This window comes from Streptococcus sp. SM3, from assembly GCF_027497875.1.
In genome coordinates, this window is sequence record NZ_JAJNSA010000008.1 from 28964 (window position 1) to 49435 (window position 20472).

General features: G+C 40.4%; 22 protein-coding genes and 2 tRNA genes. 13 read left to right on the top strand and 11 right to left on the bottom strand.

What is annotated here, in order from left to right:
- Positions 1 to 162 precede the first annotated feature (162 nt).
- The 7 genes from PAN06_RS02660 to queF all read left to right on the top strand — a co-directional run bounded on the left by PAN06_RS02660 (position 163) and on the right by queF (position 3712).
- Positions 163 to 543 (top strand): MarR family transcriptional regulator, encoded by a 381-nt coding sequence (locus tag PAN06_RS02660; RefSeq protein ID WP_000221634.1) that lies wholly within the window; start codon positions 163 to 165, stop codon positions 541 to 543.
- A 99-nt stretch (positions 544 to 642) separates the two neighbouring features.
- A complete protein-coding gene (locus PAN06_RS02665; RefSeq protein ID WP_125458235.1) occupies positions 643 to 864 on the top strand; it encodes a DUF4649 family protein in 222 nt (73 codons plus the stop codon).
- 16 nt (positions 865 to 880) lie between these two features.
- Complete coding sequence (trxA, locus tag PAN06_RS02670) at positions 881 to 1195, top strand: thioredoxin (RefSeq protein ID WP_001029581.1); 315 nt, start codon at positions 881 to 883, stop codon at positions 1193 to 1195.
- 201 nt (positions 1196 to 1396) lie between these two features.
- The gene (gene queC, locus PAN06_RS02675) at positions 1397 to 2050 is read left to right on the top strand and encodes a 7-cyano-7-deazaguanine synthase QueC (protein ID WP_269795523.1); all 654 of its coding nucleotides are present in this window, start codon (positions 1397 to 1399) and stop codon (positions 2048 to 2050) included.
- Complete coding sequence (gene queD, locus PAN06_RS02680) at positions 2050 to 2493, top strand: 6-carboxytetrahydropterin synthase QueD (protein ID WP_125458237.1); 444 nt, start codon at positions 2050 to 2052, stop codon at positions 2491 to 2493. Before queC ends, queD begins: the two co-directional genes overlap by 1 nt.
- Positions 2486 to 3202 carry a 7-carboxy-7-deazaguanine synthase QueE gene (queE, locus tag PAN06_RS02685; protein ID WP_125458238.1) on the top strand — a complete coding sequence of 239 codons (717 nt, stop codon included), beginning with the start codon at positions 2486 to 2488 and terminating at the stop codon, positions 3200 to 3202. Before queD ends, queE begins: the two co-directional genes overlap by 8 nt.
- Before the next feature lie 18 nt (positions 3203 to 3220).
- The gene (gene queF / locus PAN06_RS02690) at positions 3221 to 3712 is read left to right on the top strand and encodes a preQ(1) synthase (RefSeq protein ID WP_004261751.1); all 492 of its coding nucleotides are present in this window, start codon (positions 3221 to 3223) and stop codon (positions 3710 to 3712) included.
- A 57-nt stretch (positions 3713 to 3769) separates the two neighbouring features.
- On the opposite strand, the gene PAN06_RS02695 is transcribed toward queF, so the two are convergent.
- From PAN06_RS02695 to PAN06_RS02735, 9 genes are all read right to left on the bottom strand, one after another.
- Positions 3770 to 4429 (bottom strand): aquaporin, encoded by a 660-nt coding sequence (locus PAN06_RS02695; RefSeq protein ID WP_042750611.1) that lies wholly within the window; start codon positions 4427 to 4429, stop codon positions 3770 to 3772.
- Between the two features lie 220 nt (positions 4430 to 4649).
- Positions 4650 to 7256: a hypothetical protein gene (locus PAN06_RS02700; protein WP_269795524.1), complete on the bottom strand. Its 2607-nt coding sequence runs from the start codon at positions 7254 to 7256 to the stop codon at positions 4650 to 4652.
- A 295-nt stretch (positions 7257 to 7551) separates the two neighbouring features.
- Positions 7552 to 9348 carry an oligoendopeptidase F gene (gene pepF, locus PAN06_RS02705; RefSeq protein WP_004261731.1) on the bottom strand — a complete coding sequence of 599 codons (1797 nt, stop codon included), beginning with the start codon at positions 9346 to 9348 and terminating at the stop codon, positions 7552 to 7554.
- Positions 9349 to 9358: 10 nt separating this feature from the next.
- Positions 9359 to 10102, bottom strand: a complete 744-nt coding sequence (locus PAN06_RS02710; protein WP_004261728.1) for a 16S rRNA (uracil(1498)-N(3))-methyltransferase — start codon at positions 10100 to 10102, stop codon at positions 9359 to 9361.
- Position 10103: 1 nt separating this feature from the next.
- Entirely contained in the window at positions 10104 to 11054 is a 951-nt protein-coding gene (prmA, locus tag PAN06_RS02715; protein WP_004261724.1) for a 50S ribosomal protein L11 methyltransferase, read from the bottom strand.
- Positions 11033 to 11434 (bottom strand): hypothetical protein, encoded by a 402-nt coding sequence (locus PAN06_RS02720; RefSeq protein WP_004261722.1) that lies wholly within the window; start codon positions 11432 to 11434, stop codon positions 11033 to 11035. The genes prmA and PAN06_RS02720 overlap by 22 nt, the downstream gene beginning before the upstream one ends.
- Positions 11431 to 11859, bottom strand: coding sequence for an NUDIX hydrolase (locus PAN06_RS02725; protein WP_004261717.1), 429 nt, complete (start codon positions 11857 to 11859; stop codon positions 11431 to 11433). The genes PAN06_RS02720 and PAN06_RS02725 overlap by 4 nt, the downstream gene beginning before the upstream one ends.
- Position 11860: 1 nt before the next feature.
- Positions 11861 to 12928 carry a M50 family metallopeptidase gene (locus tag PAN06_RS02730; RefSeq protein WP_004261710.1) on the bottom strand — a complete coding sequence of 356 codons (1068 nt, stop codon included), beginning with the start codon at positions 12926 to 12928 and terminating at the stop codon, positions 11861 to 11863.
- Between the two features lie 18 nt (positions 12929 to 12946).
- Entirely contained in the window at positions 12947 to 13417 is a 471-nt protein-coding gene (locus PAN06_RS02735; RefSeq protein ID WP_000257122.1) for a DUF3013 family protein, read from the bottom strand.
- 115 nt (positions 13418 to 13532) lie between these two features.
- Here PAN06_RS02735 and PAN06_RS02740 point away from each other — a divergent pair, with 115 nt between their 5' ends.
- From PAN06_RS02740 to PAN06_RS02755, 4 genes are all read left to right on the top strand, one after another.
- Positions 13533 to 14804 (top strand): replication-associated recombination protein A, encoded by a 1272-nt coding sequence (locus PAN06_RS02740; protein ID WP_004261703.1) that lies wholly within the window; start codon positions 13533 to 13535, stop codon positions 14802 to 14804.
- 264 nt (positions 14805 to 15068) lie between these two features.
- Positions 15069 to 15141: transfer RNA gene (locus tag PAN06_RS02745), tRNA-Lys, on the top strand.
- Between the two features lie 356 nt (positions 15142 to 15497).
- Entirely contained in the window at positions 15498 to 16013 is a 516-nt protein-coding gene (locus PAN06_RS02750; protein WP_004261700.1) for a DUF308 domain-containing protein, read from the top strand.
- A gap of 62 nt (positions 16014 to 16075) precedes the next feature.
- Positions 16076 to 16148: transfer RNA gene (locus PAN06_RS02755), tRNA-Lys, on the top strand.
- Positions 16149 to 16288: 140 nt separating this feature from the next.
- Here PAN06_RS02755 and PAN06_RS02760 read toward each other — a convergent pair.
- The gene (locus tag PAN06_RS02760) at positions 16289 to 17377 is read right to left on the bottom strand and encodes an AI-2E family transporter (protein WP_004256071.1); all 1089 of its coding nucleotides are present in this window, start codon (positions 17375 to 17377) and stop codon (positions 16289 to 16291) included.
- A 9-nt stretch (positions 17378 to 17386) separates the two neighbouring features.
- Positions 17387 to 18676 (bottom strand): DUF308 domain-containing protein, encoded by a 1290-nt coding sequence (locus tag PAN06_RS02765; protein ID WP_125458240.1) that lies wholly within the window; start codon positions 18674 to 18676, stop codon positions 17387 to 17389.
- An 803-nt stretch (positions 18677 to 19479) separates the two neighbouring features.
- On the opposite strand from PAN06_RS02765, the gene PAN06_RS02770 reads away from it, so the two are divergent.
- Together PAN06_RS02770 and PAN06_RS02775 are read left to right on the top strand one after the other, a co-directional pair.
- Positions 19480 to 19911 carry an Rrf2 family transcriptional regulator gene (locus PAN06_RS02770; protein ID WP_000379854.1) on the top strand — a complete coding sequence of 144 codons (432 nt, stop codon included), beginning with the start codon at positions 19480 to 19482 and terminating at the stop codon, positions 19909 to 19911.
- A gap of 97 nt (positions 19912 to 20008) precedes the next feature.
- Positions 20009 to 20472: alcohol dehydrogenase catalytic domain-containing protein (locus PAN06_RS02775; protein WP_269795525.1), on the top strand; the 464-nt coding region annotated here is incomplete at its 3' end.

Consider the following 20472-nt stretch of genomic DNA (forward strand, 5'->3'; position numbering starts at 1 on the left):
TTGTGAAAACAGGCATGATTTAGGATAAAATATTCCAGCGTCCTTCTTGCCAGCATTCTTGAAAAGTAGTATAATTATTGCATGCGCAATCATCTTGTGATACAAAGACTGTCCGTGAATGGACATTCTTCTATTTACAACCCTAAAAAGAAAGGAGATACTATGACCTATTTGGAAAAATGGTTTGACTTCAATCGTCGTCAGAAAGAAATTGAAAGTCTCTTGGAAGAGACTATTGCCCAGCAGAGCGAGCAAAGTCTGACCTTGAAAGAGTTTTACCTGCTCTACTATCTGGACTTGGCTCAAGAAAAATCTCTACGCCAGATTGATCTGCCAGATAAGCTTCATCTGAGCCCGAGCGCTGTTTCTCGGATGGTGGCTCGCTTGGAAGCCAAAAATTGCGGTCTGCTTAGTCGCAGGTGTTGTGATCAAGATAGACGCTCTAGTTTTATCTGCCTGACAAGTGATGGGCAAAAGACACTGGCCACACTACAAAAGGCTGTCGAAGAAAGCTTAGAAACTGGTTTGGATTTCTTGATTTAAGATGATTTTAGAAAAAAGTTGCGTGCGCAATCATTTTTCTTGACATTCTCTTTTACAAGGAGTAAAATAAAGTCATCATTAAACAAAGGAGTTTTTAAAATGATTGAAATTACCTATCTAGATGCCAGCAAGAACGAAAGAACTGTGACTTTCGAGTCTTATGAAGACTTTGATCGTTCACAACAAGCTTGCCTTATCGGCGTCGCAGACTACTACCCTGTCCAAAAATTAACTTACAACGGTCATGATTTGGACTACCATGGGACTTATGGAGATGTCTTCTTCTATCTCATGAAACATGATTTAAGCCAATATAACTAAAAAAAGGAGAAATACAATGGCAAAAGCAATTACAGATGCAACATTCGAACAAGAAACAAAAGACGGTTTGGTCTTGGTAGACTTCTGGGCAACTTGGTGTGGTCCATGTCGTATGCAAGGTCCAATCTTGGACAAATTGTCTGAAGAACTTTCAGAAGATGTTTTGAAAATCGTTAAAATGGACGTTGATGAAAACCCAAACACAGCTCGTGCTTTTGGAATCATGTCTATCCCAACTCTTCTCTTCAAAAAAGACGGCCAAGTGGTCAAACAAGTTGCTGGTGTTCACACAGCAGAACAAATCAAGGCCATCGTTGCTGAATTGAGCTAATCAACTGAGAGACCAAGTACTTGCTTTGGTCTCTTTTTTCTTGGCCTTTGCCATTTTTCAAAAAATATGCTAGACTGTAGATAGAATATTACGATGTTTGGGACACGCCATCGCTAAAAAAAACCTTGACTTGGTATTTTTTAGCTCCCTCATGGGAGCTTTTTGCGTGCTCTGAACATTTCCCATTTTGGAAGGAGTACTATGAAACGTCAATCATCCTTGGTCGTCTTTAGTGGCGGTCAAGATTCTACAACCTGCCTCTTTTGGGCTAAAGAACACTATGAAACAGTCGAAGCTGTCACCTTTGCCTATGGTCAGCGTCATCATCTCGAAATTCAAGTTGCCCAAGAAATCGCCAAGGAACAGGGGATTCGTCATCATATCCTAGATATGTCTCTGCTGGGGCAAATCACTGAAAATGCCCTGACCTCTGATCTGGAGATTGAGCAAAAAGAGGGGGAGGTTCCCAATACCTTCGTTGACGGTCGCAACCACCTCTTTCTATCCTTTGCGGCGGTTCTTGCTAAGCAACGAGGCATTAAAGATATCGTGACAGGTGTCTGCGAGACAGACTTCTCAGGCTACCCCGATTGTCGAGATGTCTTTGTCAAATCCCTTAATGTTACCCTCAACCTTGCCATGGATTACGACTTTGTTATCCAAACACCTCTCATGTGGCTAGACAAGGCTGAAACTTGGGAATTAGCTGACCAACTCGGTGCCTTTGACTATGTTCGTGAAAAGACCTTAACCTGCTACAACGGGATTATCGGAAGTGGCTGTGGAGAGTGCCCAGCCTGCCACCTACGTCAACATGGTTTAGATGTTTATCTCTCACAGAAAGGAGAGGACTAATGTTTTTTGCACCCAAAGAAATCAAACAGGAAACTGGGGAATCTCTGGTCTACAATCCTCACAGAACCTTGGTATCAAAAGAGTTTACCTTCGATGCTGCCCACCACCTCTTTCACTATGAGGGAAAATGCAAATCCCTTCATGGTCACACCTATCATCTGCAGATTGCTGTCAGTGGATTTTTAGATGAACGTGGCATGACCTACGATTTTGGAGACATCAAAGCGATCTACAAGAATTTCTTAGAGCCCCACTTGGATCATCGCTATCTCAATGAAACTCTTCCCTATATGAACACGACTGCTGAAAATATGGTTTACTGGATTTTCCAAACCATGAACCAAGAGTTGCCTGACGAACGTGGTCTCCGTTTGGAATACGTTCGTCTCTATGAGACTCCGACTGCCTTTGCAGAGTTTAGACGGGAGTGGTTAGATGACTAGGAAACGTGTCCTCAAACTACCAGTTTTGGAAATTTTCGGCCCAACTTTTCAAGGCGAAGGTCGTGCTATCGGACAGAAAACCATGTTTGTCCGCACTGCTGGTTGCGACTACCACTGCGACTGGTGCGATTCTGCCTTTACTTGGGATGGCTCTGAAAAGCCAACTCGCATGACAGCTGACGAGGTCATTGCTGCCTTGGATAAATTGGGGAGCTACGACTATGTAACCCTATCTGGGGGAAATCCTGCTATCCTAGCAGCCAACATGGCCGAATTGGTCACTAAACTCAAGGAACGTGGTGTCACTCTAGCTGTTGAGACCCAAGGCTCCCGCTGGCAAAATTGGTTAAAAGACATCGACCAAGTTACTCTCAGTCCCAAACCTCCTTCATCCAAGATGGAAGTCAACTTTGAGACCTTGGACTTTATCGTTTCCCAACTGGATCCAGACAAGGTCACCTTTAAAATCCCTGTCTTTGATGATGCAGATTTGGACTTTGCCCGAGGCATACAAGAACGCTACCAACCAGATGTTCTCTTCTTATCGGCTGGAAATCCTGAGCCCAAGGCTACGGGTAATATTGTCCAAGACCAACTGGACCGTCTCAAAGAACTCTGGGAACGTGTCGCTACTGACGATAGCTGGGGCAATGTCCGCGTCCTTCCTCAACTCCATACCCTCCTTTACGATAACCAACGTGGTGTTTAAGATTAGAAAGAAAAAATCATGTCACAACAAGAAGAAATGAAAAACCTTAGCCTACTGGGCAACAAAGAAACCAACTACATTTTTGAATATCAACCAGAAGTCCTCGAATCCTTTGACAATCGTCATGTGGAAAATGACTATTTTATCAAATTTAACTGTCCTGAATTTACCTCACTTTGCCCAATCACTGCTCAGCCAGACTTTGCAACTATCTATATTTCCTACATCCCTGACAAGCTCTGTGTCGAGTCAAAATCCCTCAAACTCTACCTCTTTAGCTACCGAAACCACGGAGATTTCCACGAAAACTGTATCAACACCATCGGGAAAGACTTGGTCAACTTGCTAGACCCTCGCTATTTGGAGGTTTGGGGAAAATTCACTCCGCGCGGTGGCATCTCAATTGACCCCTACTACAACTACGGTAAGCCTGGAACTAAGTATGAAAGCTTGGCAGAACAACGCCTCTTCCAACACGACCTTTATCCAGAGAAAATTGACAACCGTTAAACTCATACGAAAAAGCCCTGTTCCTCATCATGAGGAGCAAGGCTTTTTGAGTTTCAATTATTCTTCTGTTCCAAGGAAGTTTTTCGCAACAAGGGCTGCAAGAACTCCACCAACGATTGGGGCAAGGATGAAAATCCAAACTTGTTGAAGGGCTGCGCCACCTACCAAGACAGCTGGTGCCAAGCTACGAGCTGGGTTTACTGAAAGTCCAGTAATGTTCAATCCCACAAGAATCATCGCCATCAAGGACAAACCGATTACCAAACCAGCAATCGCGCCATTGCCCTTGCTTGCTGATGTCACAGTCATGATAACCAAGACAAACAAGAAAGTTGCGATGACTTCAAACAAGAAACCACCAAAGACAGTGACACCGTTTGCCAAGGCATTTTCACCAAGACTAGCAGTTGACATACCTGAGTTAGCCAAGAGGAAGAATACCGCGCCAGAAGCGATGAAGGCTCCAACAACTTGTCCAAGGATGTAGTTGACAAGGTCTTTTGATGACAAGCGTTTGTTTACAAACATAGCAATCGAAACAGCTGGGTTCAAGTGAGCCCCTGAAACAGTTCCGATTGAGAAAGCTGCAACCACGATTGCCAGACCAAAGGCAAAGGCAATCCCTAGGTGACCAAGGCCATTTCCAAAAACAACGGCTCCTGTCCCAATGAACACAAGCATGAACGTACCGATTAACTCAGCGACAAATTTTTTCATTCTCTTTCTCCTTTTTTCAAAAACTAGATACTAGTCTATCAAAAGAGGGAAAGGGTTTCAAGAAAATTGCTTGGAAATTTCGTATCAGTTGCAATATTGTTTTCAAAAATTGTATATTTTTAATGTATTGCAATTAGTTGTAAATCTCTATATTTGATGGTTATACTATACTGAATAAAATAGGAGTTTGTATTAACCTTTTTAAAAAGCACAAAACTCTCTATTTAATCCATTCCCCATTGTAATTGACATGATATCCATCAGGTGTAGTTGTATTGACTGCTAAAGCACCAGAACTGTAAGCATAATACCATTTCCCTGAAACAGCGAACCATCCAGTTTGCATAGCACCTGAACCATTGAGATAATACCATGAATTACCTACTTTTGCCCATCCAATCTGCATATCCCCTGAACCACTGAGATAATACCACGAACTACCTGATTGAACCCATCCAGTCTGCATCCAGCCCGAGCGATCAAAATGATACCATTTTCCATTGATTAGCTCCCATCCATTGGATGTATAGGAACCATTGTTATGTCTATACCACCAACGACCAGATGATTGAATCCAACTTCCTTTGGAAGCAAGTCTTACTTTTAATGCTTCAGATACTTTGATGTATTCTTTCTTAGCATTTTCCTTTTTAACTTTTGCATTTTTTAATTTAGCATTTGAATTTTCAAGTGCTTTTTTAGATTCCTCAAGCTTCTGTTTAGCGATCATCAAACTTTTTTTAGCTTCATCGAGTTTTCTTGGAGCATTTTTGAGGACAAGAACATATTGTTGAGCTTTCAACAAATCGTTTTTAGCATTAACTAATGACTGTTCCGCATTCTTACTAGCATGAGATTTATTATTTTTGATTACTTTCAATCGATTTAATTGAGATTCTTGCTTCGAAAGTTCAGATTTAGCAATATTTAACGCAGTTTGTTGTTTACTCAACTCAGATTTAGCAGATTTTAAAACGTTTAACTTGGATTGATTTTGTTTTGTTAAGTCTGAAAGACGTTTTTTAGTTTTATCCAGATTTTTTTGATCTGTATTCAATGTTGTTTTAGCAATTGTAAGATTTTTGTTTAGTGATGAAATTTTATCCCTCATTAAAGTTTCTTCGTTTTTTTGTTTTCGATTGAAACTATCCAGAGCCTCTTTAGCTTTTGTATAAGCTGGATTTTTAGGATGTGTGATTTCATTCCAAACATAACGGAAAGTTGTCTTCGGTAAAAATTTTACACGTTTACCGTTAAAATAAAATTCACTATGGTCTGGATCACCATCTTTATTTTCTGCTCTGGCTAAAAAATATGAACTGCTTGGATTATAATAATAGGTCTTACCATTATAAACATAGCTTCTTTTTTCAGATGGGCTAATCACTGTTGGTAATGTATCATAAACACCTTTTGCTTCACTAATGAAAGTCATTACACCATAATTTCCAAAAGTTGTTTTTTTACTTGACGATGCTCCAAGAGCAAATCCAGTCCCTGATGCAGCAAGCAAGGGAATTCTATGGCCATAGTTAAAAGTATTTGCTTCTTTCGGAGTTGATGCACCATATAATGATGCATTACTATAATCATTAAAGTAAGATAGAAGCTCTTTATAAGCAAGTTCTTTTTCACTCAATCGACTCTTTTCTGGAACTGAACCAGCTGTAGCATTTTCTGTTGCATCCTTAAAACCAAAATCTTGATTTTTTAGTTTTGTATCATGTGACAGTTTATCATTTGCCACCATTTCATCTGCCCTAGCTTTTCCATATTTCAAAGCCTTTTCAGTCACAGGTGGCACTGGAATATCAATGCCATTTATTCTCCGCAACTCGATTAAGTAGTTACGAACGTATTCAGAAACTTTCTTATAATCAACCACATGAGGAGTATGGATATCATCCTTAGATTTTACAACAATTGTTTCTGTTCTTTCACCACTAAAATTCACATCTTCGTTCGCAGCAACATAATTGGTCTTACCATCTCTTCCTACGAAAGTTTTTTCATCAAGTGGAGGAGTCTTAGACTCACTTTCACTAACAGAATTTGATTTAATCTCATGAGAAACCGTTACTGTATGGAACTCATCCCCAGCAGATTTTAAATTCTTTTCAAGAGTAGAACGTGTCTTATTTCCTCTTTCTATAAGCGCTTTTCGTTCTTGCTCTGTTTTTGATACTGAACTCGCTAAAGAACTTACTTTATTTTGGTTGGCTTTCACTTTCGCATCCAATTTCTCAGTTGCTTGTTGAATCTCGCGTAGTGTATTCCAATCAAAAGCTTTCTCTGCTTCTGTTACTTTATTTTGTGCTTTTTTTACATCAACTGCTCTCTGAGCAACTTGAGTTTTTACCTTATTAACAACTGTTTCTTGTTTTTCAACACTTGCTTGGGCTTGTTTCTCATCTTGTTTTGCCCCTGCCAACCTATCTTCAGTTTTCTTGACAGTTACTTGTTTGGCTACAAGATCCTTTTCTACATTTTTAATTTTTTCAGGACTAGCTTGTTTAGCAAATTTTTGTGCTTGTTTCAAAGCATCATCAGCTTTGTTCTTATTTGTCACAGTAGATGTATACTCTTGTTGCATTTTATCAACAAGCTTCTGAGCATTTTTTTCTTCCTCAATTGTTTGATTCAGTTTTATTTCCGCATTTTTTACATCAGATTCTGAAACGTCAGCATCCTTTTTAGTTTCTGATTGGTTAACAGTTGACTTAGTCGAATGTTTATTTACAACCTCATCAGCTTGTGCATGACCATTAAAAGCAGTTACCATTGCAGTTGCAACGCCCAAACCAATCAACACTTGTTCCTTTTTCATAAAATCACCCTTTCTTTAAAATATTTACCTTATCTATACAAATCATATTATTTATATTTTACAAATAATCTTCTCTAGCCATAAATAGATTCAATTTTCTTTATAGCTTGCTCTCTCAATTAAATACAATCTGATAGAAAATGAAGTAATTAACTATCAATACTAGTTCTATAGCAAGTTCAAATTTAACATCACGACCTTCAACGACATTTTTGAAAATAGCTATAGTTAAGCTAAATAGAATGACGCTTAACAAACTCATAAACATCATTCTAGAACAACCTTTCTATTCCCCTTACTCTCCCAACTGGGCGCTGTAGGAGATAATCTGGTCAACTGTATCTGATAAGAACTGGATGGTATCACGGAGTGGTTTGTCTGTTGAAATATCAGCACCGATAATCATAGCTGACTCAAGTGGTGTCTTGCTACCTCCTGATTTGAGGAGATTGAGCCAATCTTCAGCTCCAGTTTCTGAATGTTTCAGATGGAGGTAACCTGCAGTCGAGATGACTAGTCCTGCTGAGTAGGTGTAGCTATACAAGCCCATATAATAGTGAGCTTGACGCATCCAAGTCAAAGCTGCATCATCATCGATTTCAATGGCATCTCCCCAGAAATCGGTCAAAACTTCCTTCATAATGCTGTTAAGTTTACTTGCTCCAAAGGTCTCCCCTTCTTCAATCAATGTATAAACCTTACGCTGGAAGGCTGCTTCCAAGAGGTGGGTGATGAAATTATGGAAGTAGGTATCTGTCAAACGGTGAGCCAGAGCGAAGCGTTTTTGACGTGGGTCGTCAGATTGGTGCTCCAAGTAGTCACTGAGGAGCAATTCATTGAAGGTCGAAGGCGCTTCGACATAGTAGGTCGACATGTGGGCGTTGAAGTAGCTTTGGTGATTGTCTGAGAAAATGAATTGACCAGAATGCCCGATTTCATGAATCAAAGTATAGACATCACTCAAACGACCTGTCCAGCTCATGAGAACATAAGGATGCACACGATATGGGTCCGCTGCATAGCCACCAGAATCCTTGCCACTATTGGCAGCAAAGTCCACCCAGCGCTCTTCTTGATAGCGAGCAACTTCCTGACAATATTCTTGTCCCAAAGGTTCTACTGACTTCATGACCAAATCATAGGCGTCGTCAATGGTCACTTGAGGATTCAGGGCGCTGTCCAAGTCCAATTTCCAGTCTGCAAAGGTCATCTTTTCAAGACCATTTACCTTGGCAACATGCTTGAGATATCTCTGAGCAACGGGCGCAAAATCCTTCATGATGAGGTCAATCTGACGATCAAACATAGCACGGTCCACTTCTTGCTCAGCTAGAAGATAATCAAAGACTGAGTCGTAGCCCTTCATATCTGCCAGTAGTTTTTCAGACTTGACTTGGGCTAGATAGGCTGCTGCAGCCGTATTTTGGTGCTTACGAAGACCTTCTGAGAAGGAACGGAAAGATTTCTCACGAACCTCAGCATCCTCATGGTTTTGGTAGAAGTTCTCATAAGTCACAAAGCTGTTTTTGTAGGTCTTGCCATGGGCTTCAAAGTCAGCCATTTCAAAATCCCCAGCTCGCATCTTAGTGTAAATATCCTGCGGACTGTAGAAAACTTCACCGAGATTGGTCAAGGCCTTCTCCACATCTGCTCCAAGATAGTGGGCTTTTTTGATTTTGGCCTGACGAATGGCAGCTGTTAAATGAGGCAATTTACCCAAACGGTCCAAGACTTCCTCATCTGCTGCCACCAAGGCATCGTCAAAGAAGGTCAGAGCTACGCTGGCGTCTGTTTCAAATTCCATCCCAGCTTGGGCAATGTTGGCAAATTCGTCATTGCTATAGTCTGTCGTCTGAGGCATAAATCCATAGTTTCCAATATGGCTCATCTGAATGTAGATTTGTTCCAATTCCGCAAAGGCCTTCTCGAAATCTTCAAAAGTGTGAAGATTGCCATTGTAGTCACGGCTAAACTGGTTGATGTCTTCACGAGCCTTCTCGATTGCACGCAAGAAATCCTCACGGTCTTGGTATAGGGCTGTTAAATCCCAAAGTTCCTTCTCTGGAAATTCTGAACGGTGTTTTTGTTCCATTTTCTTCCTCTTATTTCTCTAATTCTAATAAAACACTAAGGGCTGATAAAGCGTAAAGTGGTGCTGTTTCTGCTCGCAAAATACGAGGACCAAGTCCTGCCAATACTGCTCCCTTAGTTTCAAAACTTTCAATTTCTGCAGGTGACAGACCACCTTCTGGACCAAAGATAAAGAGCAGTTTGGCTCCTTTTTCAAGACCAGAGATCTCTTGTAAGAGCGCAGCGGCTTCACCTTCTTTGGCTGATTCTTCATAGGCTACTATGATAGAGTCAAATTGGTCCAGTTGAGCTAGAAAGTCTGATTTTTTCTCGAAAAGCTGGATACTTGGAACAACATTACGCTTGCTTTGCTCGGCCGCTCCAAGGGCAATTTTTTCTAGTTTTTCAACTTTTTTGCCCAATTTCTTGCCATCCCATTTGGCGACCGACCAATCAGCAGGAAAGGCCCAAATCTGGCTGGCACCCAGTTCGGTTACTTTTTGAGTAATGAACTCCAGCTTGTCTCCCTTAGGAAAGCCGGATGCGATGGCCACATGAACTGGTAGTTCTACATTGTCAGTTAATTCTTGAACCAACTCAAACTGACGTGCTTCCACATCCAGCACGCGCGCCAAGCGCTTAATGCCATCATCAAAGACCAAAGTAACCTCATCCTCTTCTTTCAGGCGCATGACCTGAAACATATGCTTGCTGGTTTCCTTGTCCTCAATGGTGACAGGAGAGATTGCACTGCCTTTTACAAAATACTGCTGCATGCTAGCCTCCAATCACACCTGAAATATCCTTGGTTTTCTTAAAGACACAGGCATTCCACTCCCCTTGAATCATGTGGGTTTCAAGGAAAAATCCAGCTGATTCAGCCGACTGGCGCACCATGTCCCACTTGTCCTTGATAATGCCACTCATAATCAGGTAGCCCTCATCCTTGACCAAGCGATAAGCATCATCCGTCAGATGAACGAGAATATCCGCCAAGATATTAGCTACAATCACATCTGCCTCAATCTCAACACCTTTAAGCAAATCGCCTGCAGCTACATGTATATTTTCCATGCCAGGGTTGAGCTCAATATTTTCCTGAGCCACACGAACCGCTACATCATCCAGATCATAGGCGAAAATTTCCTTGGCACCAAGAAGCGAGCTGGCGATAGAGAGGACACCTGAACCAGTCCCCACATCCAGCACCGTTTCGCCACCACGAAGGACCTGCTCCAAAGCAAAAAGGCTCATCTTAGTAGTTGGATGGGTCCCAGTTCCAAAGGCCATACCAGGATCCAGCTTGATAATCTTTTCTCCAGCAGTCGCCTCATAGTCTGTCCAAGACGGCACGATAGTCAAATCATGAGTGACACGAGCTGGTTCATAGTATTTCTTCCAGTTGTCCGCCCAGTCTTCCTCAGCCAAGGCAGTCGTCCCCATCATGACCTCACCCAAATCCATAAAATCTGTCAATTCAGCCAGACGAGCCTGCAAATTTGCCTCAACCGTTGCTACATCAACCGTATCAGGGTAGTAGGCTGTCACTACGATTTCTTCTTGCTGCTCAACCTCTGGGAAAATCTCACCGAAGCGGTCAACATTTCCTACATAGTCCATACTGTCTTCGATCGCAACACCTTGCGCTCCTAGCTCAATCAAGAGATTGGAGACCAATTCCTCTCCCTCACGTTTAACCGTTACTTTTAGCTCTTGCCATGTTTCCATTTTGAATCTTCCTTATTTTTCTTAAATTCCTCAATCACATCTGTATAGTGTTCTTTCATTGCGCTATGAATCTGCTGTTTAAAAATACCAAACATAAGATAATAAACAAATAGAACAATTCCTGCTAACAGTATCAATAATAAAAAATATACTGAAAGAGGCAGTACGAGACCTCTATCACTCAGTAAGGGTATAACAAGCATTAATACCCAAATAACAGCCGTAGAAATCCCAGCTACTTTCATACCACTTTCTCTCTGCTTCTTTAACTTTAAATATTCCATATAGATGAATGTAGCTTCTTCTCTAGAATATTGTCCAGTTTTTAGTTTGCGTTTAACTTCCTTATTTAACGTCGTTGTTGCAATTGCAAAAATCATTTTACTTCCTCCATATAATCCCTCACTCTATCCTGCAACTGGGGTACAACCTTATCTGAGTCAAGAAATTCGTCAATACTCATCAGTTTGTAACTCTGTCCTTCGTCACCAAATACAATCTTGTCAAATTGTTCCTGAGCCAACTTTCCCACTAGAAAGACGGATTCCTTCCCCTCAAAAAGCATACTGGGATAAACCTTTCTCCAAAGCAGACAATCTTTAGTCAGACGAATCCCCAGTTCCTCAAAAACTTCACGCGCTGCGCACTCAAAAGGACTTTCATCCCCTTCGCGCCCACCACCTGGTAGTTCCCACATATTGGGCCATGGGATGTTTTCCTTGTCATCACGTAAGATAGTTAAGAGCTTATCACCACAAAAGAGGGCAATCTTGCAGCCTGTAAAATCAGAAATTTCTATTCCCATATTAGACTCCTTCGGCTAATGCCTTTTCCAGCTCTGCTAACCAGTTTTCATAATAGCGTTTCTCGTCCCGTAGCATTCGGCTGCTATTCATTTTCTGTCTAGCAATCTTCATAGCCTTGCGAGTTTGAGCCATGTCGTTCCTTACCTTAAATTGATACCAGGCTTGAATGCTCTGCACATCTGCCATTTTTAGAGATAAAAAGGATTTAACGCTTCGAATACTTGCATATTCCTCCGCTTTCTCATCATCACCTTCTAGCAAGGCGATTTGAAGAAGGCATAGTTGGCAAAAAGTTTCAGACAGCGAGTGTTCTGTTCTCTCTAGTAAAGATTGAAATAGCTTTTTAGCTGTCTCTAAATGACCATCCAATATGAAAACCACTCCCTCAAGAGTTTGAATACTTTCTGCAAAACTCCCTCTCGCATCCTCATCAACAGTCATGGTAAAATCTTTCAAATCATATTTTTGAGGAGCCAGCAAAGTTTGAGCAGAATGTCTCAATACCAAGTAGGCGTATTTGGTATTTTCAGGGTATTGTAGCAATTCCCAGATTTTTGCTCCATCGGTGATTCCGACTGGCAAAACGTTGTTTAAGAAGAAAGATAAATTTAGAAAAATCCAAGTGCCTGCAAAATACCAGCTTCTTGTCAAAAATCCAAAAAGTGTTGCCAATAATATCAAGCAAAGGTGAACTATCAAGCCACCTGAAAGCATTAAGATGATTCTTTGATCACTTTCATTCTCTTTTAAACCAATATACTGAGCACCAACATTTTTTATAACTGCTGTTCGACTAAGATGAAGCCTGCCTGACTTTTTGGTTAAAAGAAAGTTCCCTAATCCAAAAGCCACCAGACGATAGCCTGTCAAGTATCCACAAAAAGCATGACCCAGCTCATGAAGAATAAAGATTAAATACATGCTTATAAGAGCGAAGGTATAACCAAAAGTAAAGGCTAAAAATGCGGAATACCCCAACTCTGCAAATGCGATGGTTCCACAAGCAAAAGCTAGCATAATAAGGACAAAAGCTAGCACATAAACCAAATAAGTCCCAATTTTCTTCATAAAATCTCCATCCAACTCCTAGTATCTCGGATAAGGGTAAAACTCTCCCTCTTCCAAGCCGACTTTTCCTTCTTCAAAGACTTCTTGGTTCCATTCCATGACAAATTCTTCTGCTTCTGGGTCTTCCAAAAAGTCCATGAGGGCATCTAGTCCAACCTCGGCAGTATCTTTGAGGAATAGCGCAAAATAAGCTAAAAATTCGCGAGAAAAGCCTTTTTTAGGCAAGTAAGGGATGACCGTCAAATAGTCTTCCTCATTGACTGTTGATTTGGCAGGATTGTAAAAAAGCACTGCTTCTTCAAAGAGAATGTCGTCTGATGAAACCTCTCCATCTTCATCAACCATCTCCACACCTGCAGCATTTTGCGCTTCCAATAGAAAACTCACTTCTACCGCGTGATTGCGCTTGTCCCAACTAATCTCAAAGTCAAAGGGAAAGTTCTTCTCCAACTCTTCCTCTAAAACATCTAAAAATCCGTATGTTGCCATTTTGTCCTCTTTCTATGCGACTCTTTAATCGCCCCGATTGCTCGGAAATATGCTAAAATAGATACTACCATCTTACCACATATACATCAGAAAATCCACGTTAGAAAGGACTGCTATGCCAGACAATCTCGCGCTTCGCATGCGCCCTAAAACCATCGACCAGGTCATCGGTCAGGAACATCTGGTCGGACACGGAAAAATCATTCGTCGCATGGTGGAAGCCAACCGCCTGTCCTCCATGATTCTCTATGGACCTCCAGGAATCGGCAAGACCAGTATTGCCTCTGCCATCGCAGGGACGACCAAGTATGCCTTTCGAACTTTCAATGCGACAGTTGATAGTAAAAAGCGACTCCAAGAAATCGCGGAAGAGGCTAAATTTTCAGGTGGTCTCGTCCTATTACTAGACGAGATTCATAGACTAGATAAAACCAAGCAAGACTTCCTCTTGCCTCTCTTGGAAAGTGGTCTGGTCATCATGATTGGGGCTACGACTGAAAATCCTTTCTTCTCTGTCACTCCTGCCATTCGCAGTCGTGTTCAAATTTTTGAGTTGGAACCTCTGTCTAACCAAGACGTCAAAGAGGCTCTTCAGATAGCTCTAAGTAACCCTGAACGTGGTTTTGATTTTCCAGTAAAACTAGATGAGGATGCGCTGTATTTTATCGCAACCTCTACAAACGGAGACCTTCGTTCTGCCTTTAACTCGCTGGACCTGGCTGTTCTTTCTACCCCTGAGAACGACGAGGGCATCCGCCATATCACCCTTGATATCATGGAAAATAGCCTCCAGAGGAGCTACATTACCATGGACAAGGATGGAGACGGTCACTATGACGTTCTATCTGCCCTGCAAAAGTCTATCCGTGGCTCAGATGTTGATGCCAGTCTTCACTATGCTGCCCGCTTGATTGAGGCTGGTGATTTGCCAAGTCTCGCTCGTCGTTTGACTGTTATCGCTTATGAAGATATCGGTTTGGCCAATCCTGAAGCCCAGATTCACACCGTGACTGCTCTGGATGCTGCACAAAGGATTGGATTCCCAGAAGCCCGCATTCTCATTGCCAATGTCGTGATTGATTTGGCCCTTTCTCCAAAATCCAACTCAGCCTATGTAGCTATGGATAAGGCACTTGCCGACCTCAAAACATCAGGGCACTTGCCTATTCCGCGACACCTGCGTGATGGGCACTACAGTGGAAGCAAGGAACTGGGGAATGCCCAAGACTATCTCTATCCACACAACTATCCTGGAAATTGGGTCAAGCAAGACTATCTACCAGAAAAAATTCGTAATCATCACTATTTCCAAGCAGAAGATACTGGTAAATATGAACGGGCTTTGGCTCAAAGAAAGGAAGCTATCGACCGTTTGCGAAAAATCTGAAATCCTTTTCAAAAAATTGCACTTTCCTCTTGATTTTTTTTGAAAAAGTGGTATTATATAAACATAGAAACGCTGTGGTGTACGACTTCACACTTAAGTGTTGACCGACTATTTTTTGTATTATTAGGGAAACAAAAGTCTTCTAACAGCATGTAGGCCGTCTCACACGGAAACAGCTTCAGTTAGAGCGAGTTGCCCACCTGCTTAATTGCGCGGGTTCAATACAAACCGTGAAGTTTCGGCACCAATACAGCTTTTTTCTTTGCCTCCTTAGCTCAGCTGGCAGAGCAGCGGACTCTTAATCCGTGGGTCACAGGTTCGATCCCTGTAGGGGGCATCTAAATACAACAGGAAAAGCCTTGATAACCAAGGCTTTTTTGCTTATCTATAACTGATTTGCCTCATCATTTGCCCCACTTTTAAATCTATCTTTTCTTTTTGAACCAAATTACATCTTAACAAATAGTGTAAAGCCAGTTACTTTTGCTTTGATGCCATACAATATTTTCATGTAGAGAAGACAAATTTTATCTTCTCTTTTTATTTTCAAAATAATAAAAACTGATTTTCTTTTCATAAATCAGACTGAAACTTCCAAATTTTCCATTTTGTTTATTGATATTTCCTCTAAAAAGGTGTATAATATTTTTATTATCAAACTATACTATACTATACTATATAGGGGGTATTGAAATGAAATTTTCTAATCGTTTATCGCTATTCCTTGCAGGAGTTATTTTTGTCCTTTTAGCACTCTTCCTATTTACAAACCCAGTAGCTAATCTTGTTGCTTACAGCTGGTGGATTGCATTTGGTTTACTGGTTTCTTCTATAGCAGCTATTTTAGGCTATTTCTCTGTACCAAAAGAGCTTCGCTCACCAGCTCATCTTTTCCAAGGGATTGTTAATCTTCTCTTAGCTCTTTACCTCGTTGCCTATGGCTTTGTGACGCTGCCAGTTGTCATTCCAACTATTTTAGGAATTTGGTTAATTGTAGAAGCCATTATAGCTTTCTTTAAAGGCAATCGTCTGGGATTGATTTTCCCTATTATTGGCAACCATATCATGTGGATAGCGTTGCTTGCATTTTTACTAGGTCTAGTGATTTTGTTCAATCCAGTAGCTACAAGTGTCTTTGTCGTTTATGTCGTTGCCTTTGCATTTTTAATTGTTGGTTTCACCTATATCCTTGATGCCTTTCGTAAATAATCTAGCTGCCATTTTGGGCATATTAAAATAGCTGGGAAGTTACATTCTCAGCTTTTTCTGTTGCCTCCTTAGCTCAGTTGGTAGAGCAGTAGACTCTTAAGCTATGGGGCGCAGGTTCGAGCCCTGCAGGGGGCACATCTAAATCAACAGAAATAAGCCTTGAAACCAAGGCTTTTTTTAACGTCTAATAGCTTTTTGTAGAAAAGTATTTAAAAATAAAAGAGAAGAGAATCTCTCACTCTCTTCTCAGTATATCTTATTAAATTTAGTTTTTCTTAATCTAGCTGATTTTCCTTTGCAACGACAAATTCCTTAACCAATCGATAGATAACAGCAAATATCGGTGTAAAGAATATCATCCCAAGTAAGCCAAAGAGATTGCCTCCAATACTAGCAGCCGCAAGCGTGAAAATAGCTGGCAAACCAATAGACTGACCTACAACTCTAGGATAAATAAGGTTTCCTTCAATCAGCTGTATAACTTGATATAGAAGAAGAGAAAGTAAGGCTTGAGTAGGACTCACTGTGAAGATAAAAATCGCTCCCACAACACAAGCAATCATAGGCCCTACATAAGGAATGAACGATAGCACTCCTGCAAAGATACCTGTCATTACTCCATAGGGTATCCCAAACACGCTGTAACCAACCGCTATCATAACTCCTATGATAACTGCTTCAATCAGCTGACTCATCAAAAATTGGTCATAAGTCTCTAGTGCTACTTGTCCAATGTAAGTCAACTTTATCACCACCTTCTCTGGAAGAAAAACTTTTAGAAGTCGACTCGTCATCGCTGCCAAATGTTCCTTACTGGATAAAAATAAAAAGGTGAAGACTATAATCAAAAAGGCATTCATCAAACTTGAAAAAATATTGCCGATATTACTAGTCAGACCTGATAAAAAACCTATCAAAGCTTGGCTAATAGAACTAGATTGTCCCTGTATGCCTGATACGATAGTTGACAACATGTCTTTGGTTACAAATTCCGAGCTGCCTAGCAATTTCCCAAGTTGAGTAAGGACTGTTGAAAGGACTGTTCCCAGCTGACTAATAGTCTGGGCTAGGGTTGGCAGCACCAAAACCAAAAGAGCAATCACGATTAAGATAAGAGCTAGGAAAACAAGTACCATGGCAATCGGACGACGCAACTCTGCCTTTACCTTCAATTTAACTAAGTACTGTTCAATTTTTTTCATAGGAACATTAAGCACAAAAGCAATAACAGCACCATAAATCAAGGTTGATATTACATCAAAGAGAGAGATTGCTCCTGATATAAAGCTCGATGCATTCAGAATTACAAGAGCAACCAGCCCTATAAAAAGTATTAACGGGGTGTATTTTTTTACTAAGTTCATAAATTCTCCTTAATAAACATGTTTAGATACGACTATACTATTTGGTTTTTCAAACTCTCGATTAAGGTAGGCTTGGTAAGTTCCTGGTGCGATAAATCCTTTGGGTGAGAGGATATCTGTTCCAGCCTGACCGACTATGGTATCAGCCAAGAGCACACAGTTTGTAGATAAGACAAAGTAGGATTTAAACTTAGATTTGATAAATTTATAAAGTTCCCCATCTGTCTCATGTCTGATTTTATAAGCGTAGGTGTAGTCTTCCTTACCATCACCTGTCATGATTTTATCTGCACTTGGCTCCCATGGAATCGTCAGTTGTTTCAATTCAGCCAACTTTTTCTGAACTGCTTTTTCCATTTCAGGCGTCAAATCTATCCCATAACCAAAAAGCGTTTTTTGACTCTCACGTTTACATAGGTCAATGTACTTGTCACGATCACAGAAATATAAGACACCATCTCCTACCATGCCAAATAAGGTCTCAGAAGACGGATCATAGTTGCCATAAGAAATAACACGGCCTTGATAGCAGATATCCACATGACCAATTGCCGAAAACAGAGAGGTCTCAGCTGTATGAACAAAAATTTCAAGCTCCGCTGTCTTACCAGACTTCACCATTCCAAGATGGATATCCTCTCTCTCATCAGCATTTTCCAGCATAAATTTGTTAATTTTTGCTAAAGTTCTTGCAGGGATGAGAGCGGCTAGGACAATAGGTAAGCTAATTCTAATGCGACGTTTGAGATGGTTTTTCCCAATTTCCTCCTCAAACAAGAAACCATCACGGATATTGGACACACCATAAAGGAAAAAATAAGCCCCTAATACAAAGAGTTGAAAGACAGAATTTCCTGTAGAGGACAAAAGACTAGTCCCACCAAGAAAAACTAGTACGAGTCCATCTAGTAAGAGACGAAAACGAGGTCGAATATTATTTTTACGGTAGAGAACATAGGTGACAAGATTAATCGTGGCCTTAAAAATCTGATAAACTCCAATCACAAGAGCCAGAACATAAATCGGTATATCAGTCGCAAGATTAGAACCTAGCAAATATCCCAGCACTAACAATTTAACCAGTGCAACTCCCAAGGTATCCGTTGACTGGCTTTTTTTGAAAACTCTTAATAGCAAATCTACGACCGTTGCTATCCAAGCTAAAAACAGAACCAGGCGAATAACTGTTACTGGCAACCAAGTCCCCGTGACCATCAAGATGAGACCTAGCAGAACAAACAAGAACCCCTGAGCAAGTAATTTCTTACCTGTCAGACCTAAAGATAGAATTTTCGCCATATAAAAACCTTTCAACAATAAAAATTAAACACTCCGATTAAACTGACTAGTAAATAGCCAACACTACAAACAGCCTGTGCCAGCAACATATGGTGACTAGAAATGACTGTAGTAATGTCACCATCTTGTCTTATGCACTTCTAAAATTTGTTATATTGATTAGAAACCAGAGCTTATAAAAACTAGCTAAACTCGAGAGATAGACACAATTGCGACGAAAAAATGTATAACCAATTCAACTTGTTAAGGTAAGAAAGCATTATTTCCAATCTATTAATTATTCATCTATTACCTATTATGACACAATATTCCCTATAGTTCAACTTTTTACTTGTTTTTATATTACACGGACTAAAAAGTTTTCAACAGTTGATTGCATGTGTTTTAATAAGTTTTAACCTTTCTTGGTTAGATAAAAAAAGAACCATACAGTTTAGAATCTGTATGGTTTTTGCCCCACTTTTGTCCCATTTTTAAATCATGACATTGAAAATACCTAAAATCACTTATATTTCAATATTTTTAATTGCTCTCAATATGAAAGTCCTTTCCAAATCCCTGTAGGGGGCATCTAAATACAACAGGAAAAAGCCTTGATTTACAAGGCATTTTTGTGTATCTGTTCTACTTTTGGTCAACTAATGGATATCAACGGTATAATTTTATGAACACCCTTCCCAGACAGCTCTAATCTGATTGCACTCAAAATTTTTTAAAATTTAAAACAAAAGACTTGCTTTTCTTTTAATTTATGTTATACTTGTTCTTGTATCTGATACAAGTTTATTAAGAGAGGGATTCATATGGATACAAAATTCTCAGTTGCTTTGCATATCTTAACAATGATTAGTGAAAGCAAGGAAACCTTAAGTTCTCAAGCACTAGCTATTAGTGTTGGGACTAACGCTAGTTACATTCGAAAAGTGATTGCCTTATTGAAAAATGCAGATTTGATTCATTCCCAGCAAGGAAAAACAGGTTATCAACTCAGTAAGTCTCCAAAGAAAATGACTTTACTAGAGATCTACTATGCTACTCAAGAAATCAATCACATCAGTTTATTTCCTGTTCATCAAAATAGCAATCCAGATTGTCCCGTTGGAAAACATATCCAAGGAGCAGTTTCACCGCTTTTCGCTAGTGCCGAATCTCAATTAGAGAAGGAATTAGCAAATCAAACTTTAGAAGATGTCATTGACAATCTATATAAACAAGCCAAACAAGTCCGAAACTGATTTGATAGCAAGTCAAGTCAGTTTTTACTGGAAATAACATATACTTGTATTAGATACAAGTATGATTAGTCGTGTTAAAAAAGAAAAGAGAAAACATATGAAAGTCGCACAACACACTACTTATAACAAAAATAATATCACACTGAACATCACAGAAATCGCTAAACCAAGTATTACAGACAAACAAGTCTTGGTCAAAGTCACCGCTGCTGGGGTTAATCCTCTTGATAACATGATCTCTCGTGGTGAAGTCAAGATGATTGTTCCTTACAAACTTCCTCAAACTGCTGGTAATGAGGTCGTTGGAATCGTTGAAAGCATTGGCAAGCAAGTTGACAACTTTCAGATAGGAGACCGTGTCTTTGCCCGTCTGCCACTTGATCATATCGGCGCCTTTGCAGAATACGTAGCTGTCGATAGCCAAGCCTTAGCCAAGGTTCCAGACTATCTATCAGACGAGGAAGCTGCTGCTGTTCCTCTTACTGCCTTGACCATTATGCAGGCTCTTGACCTCATGGGCGCTCAAGCTGGGAAAACGATCTTTATTTCTGGTGGTACTGG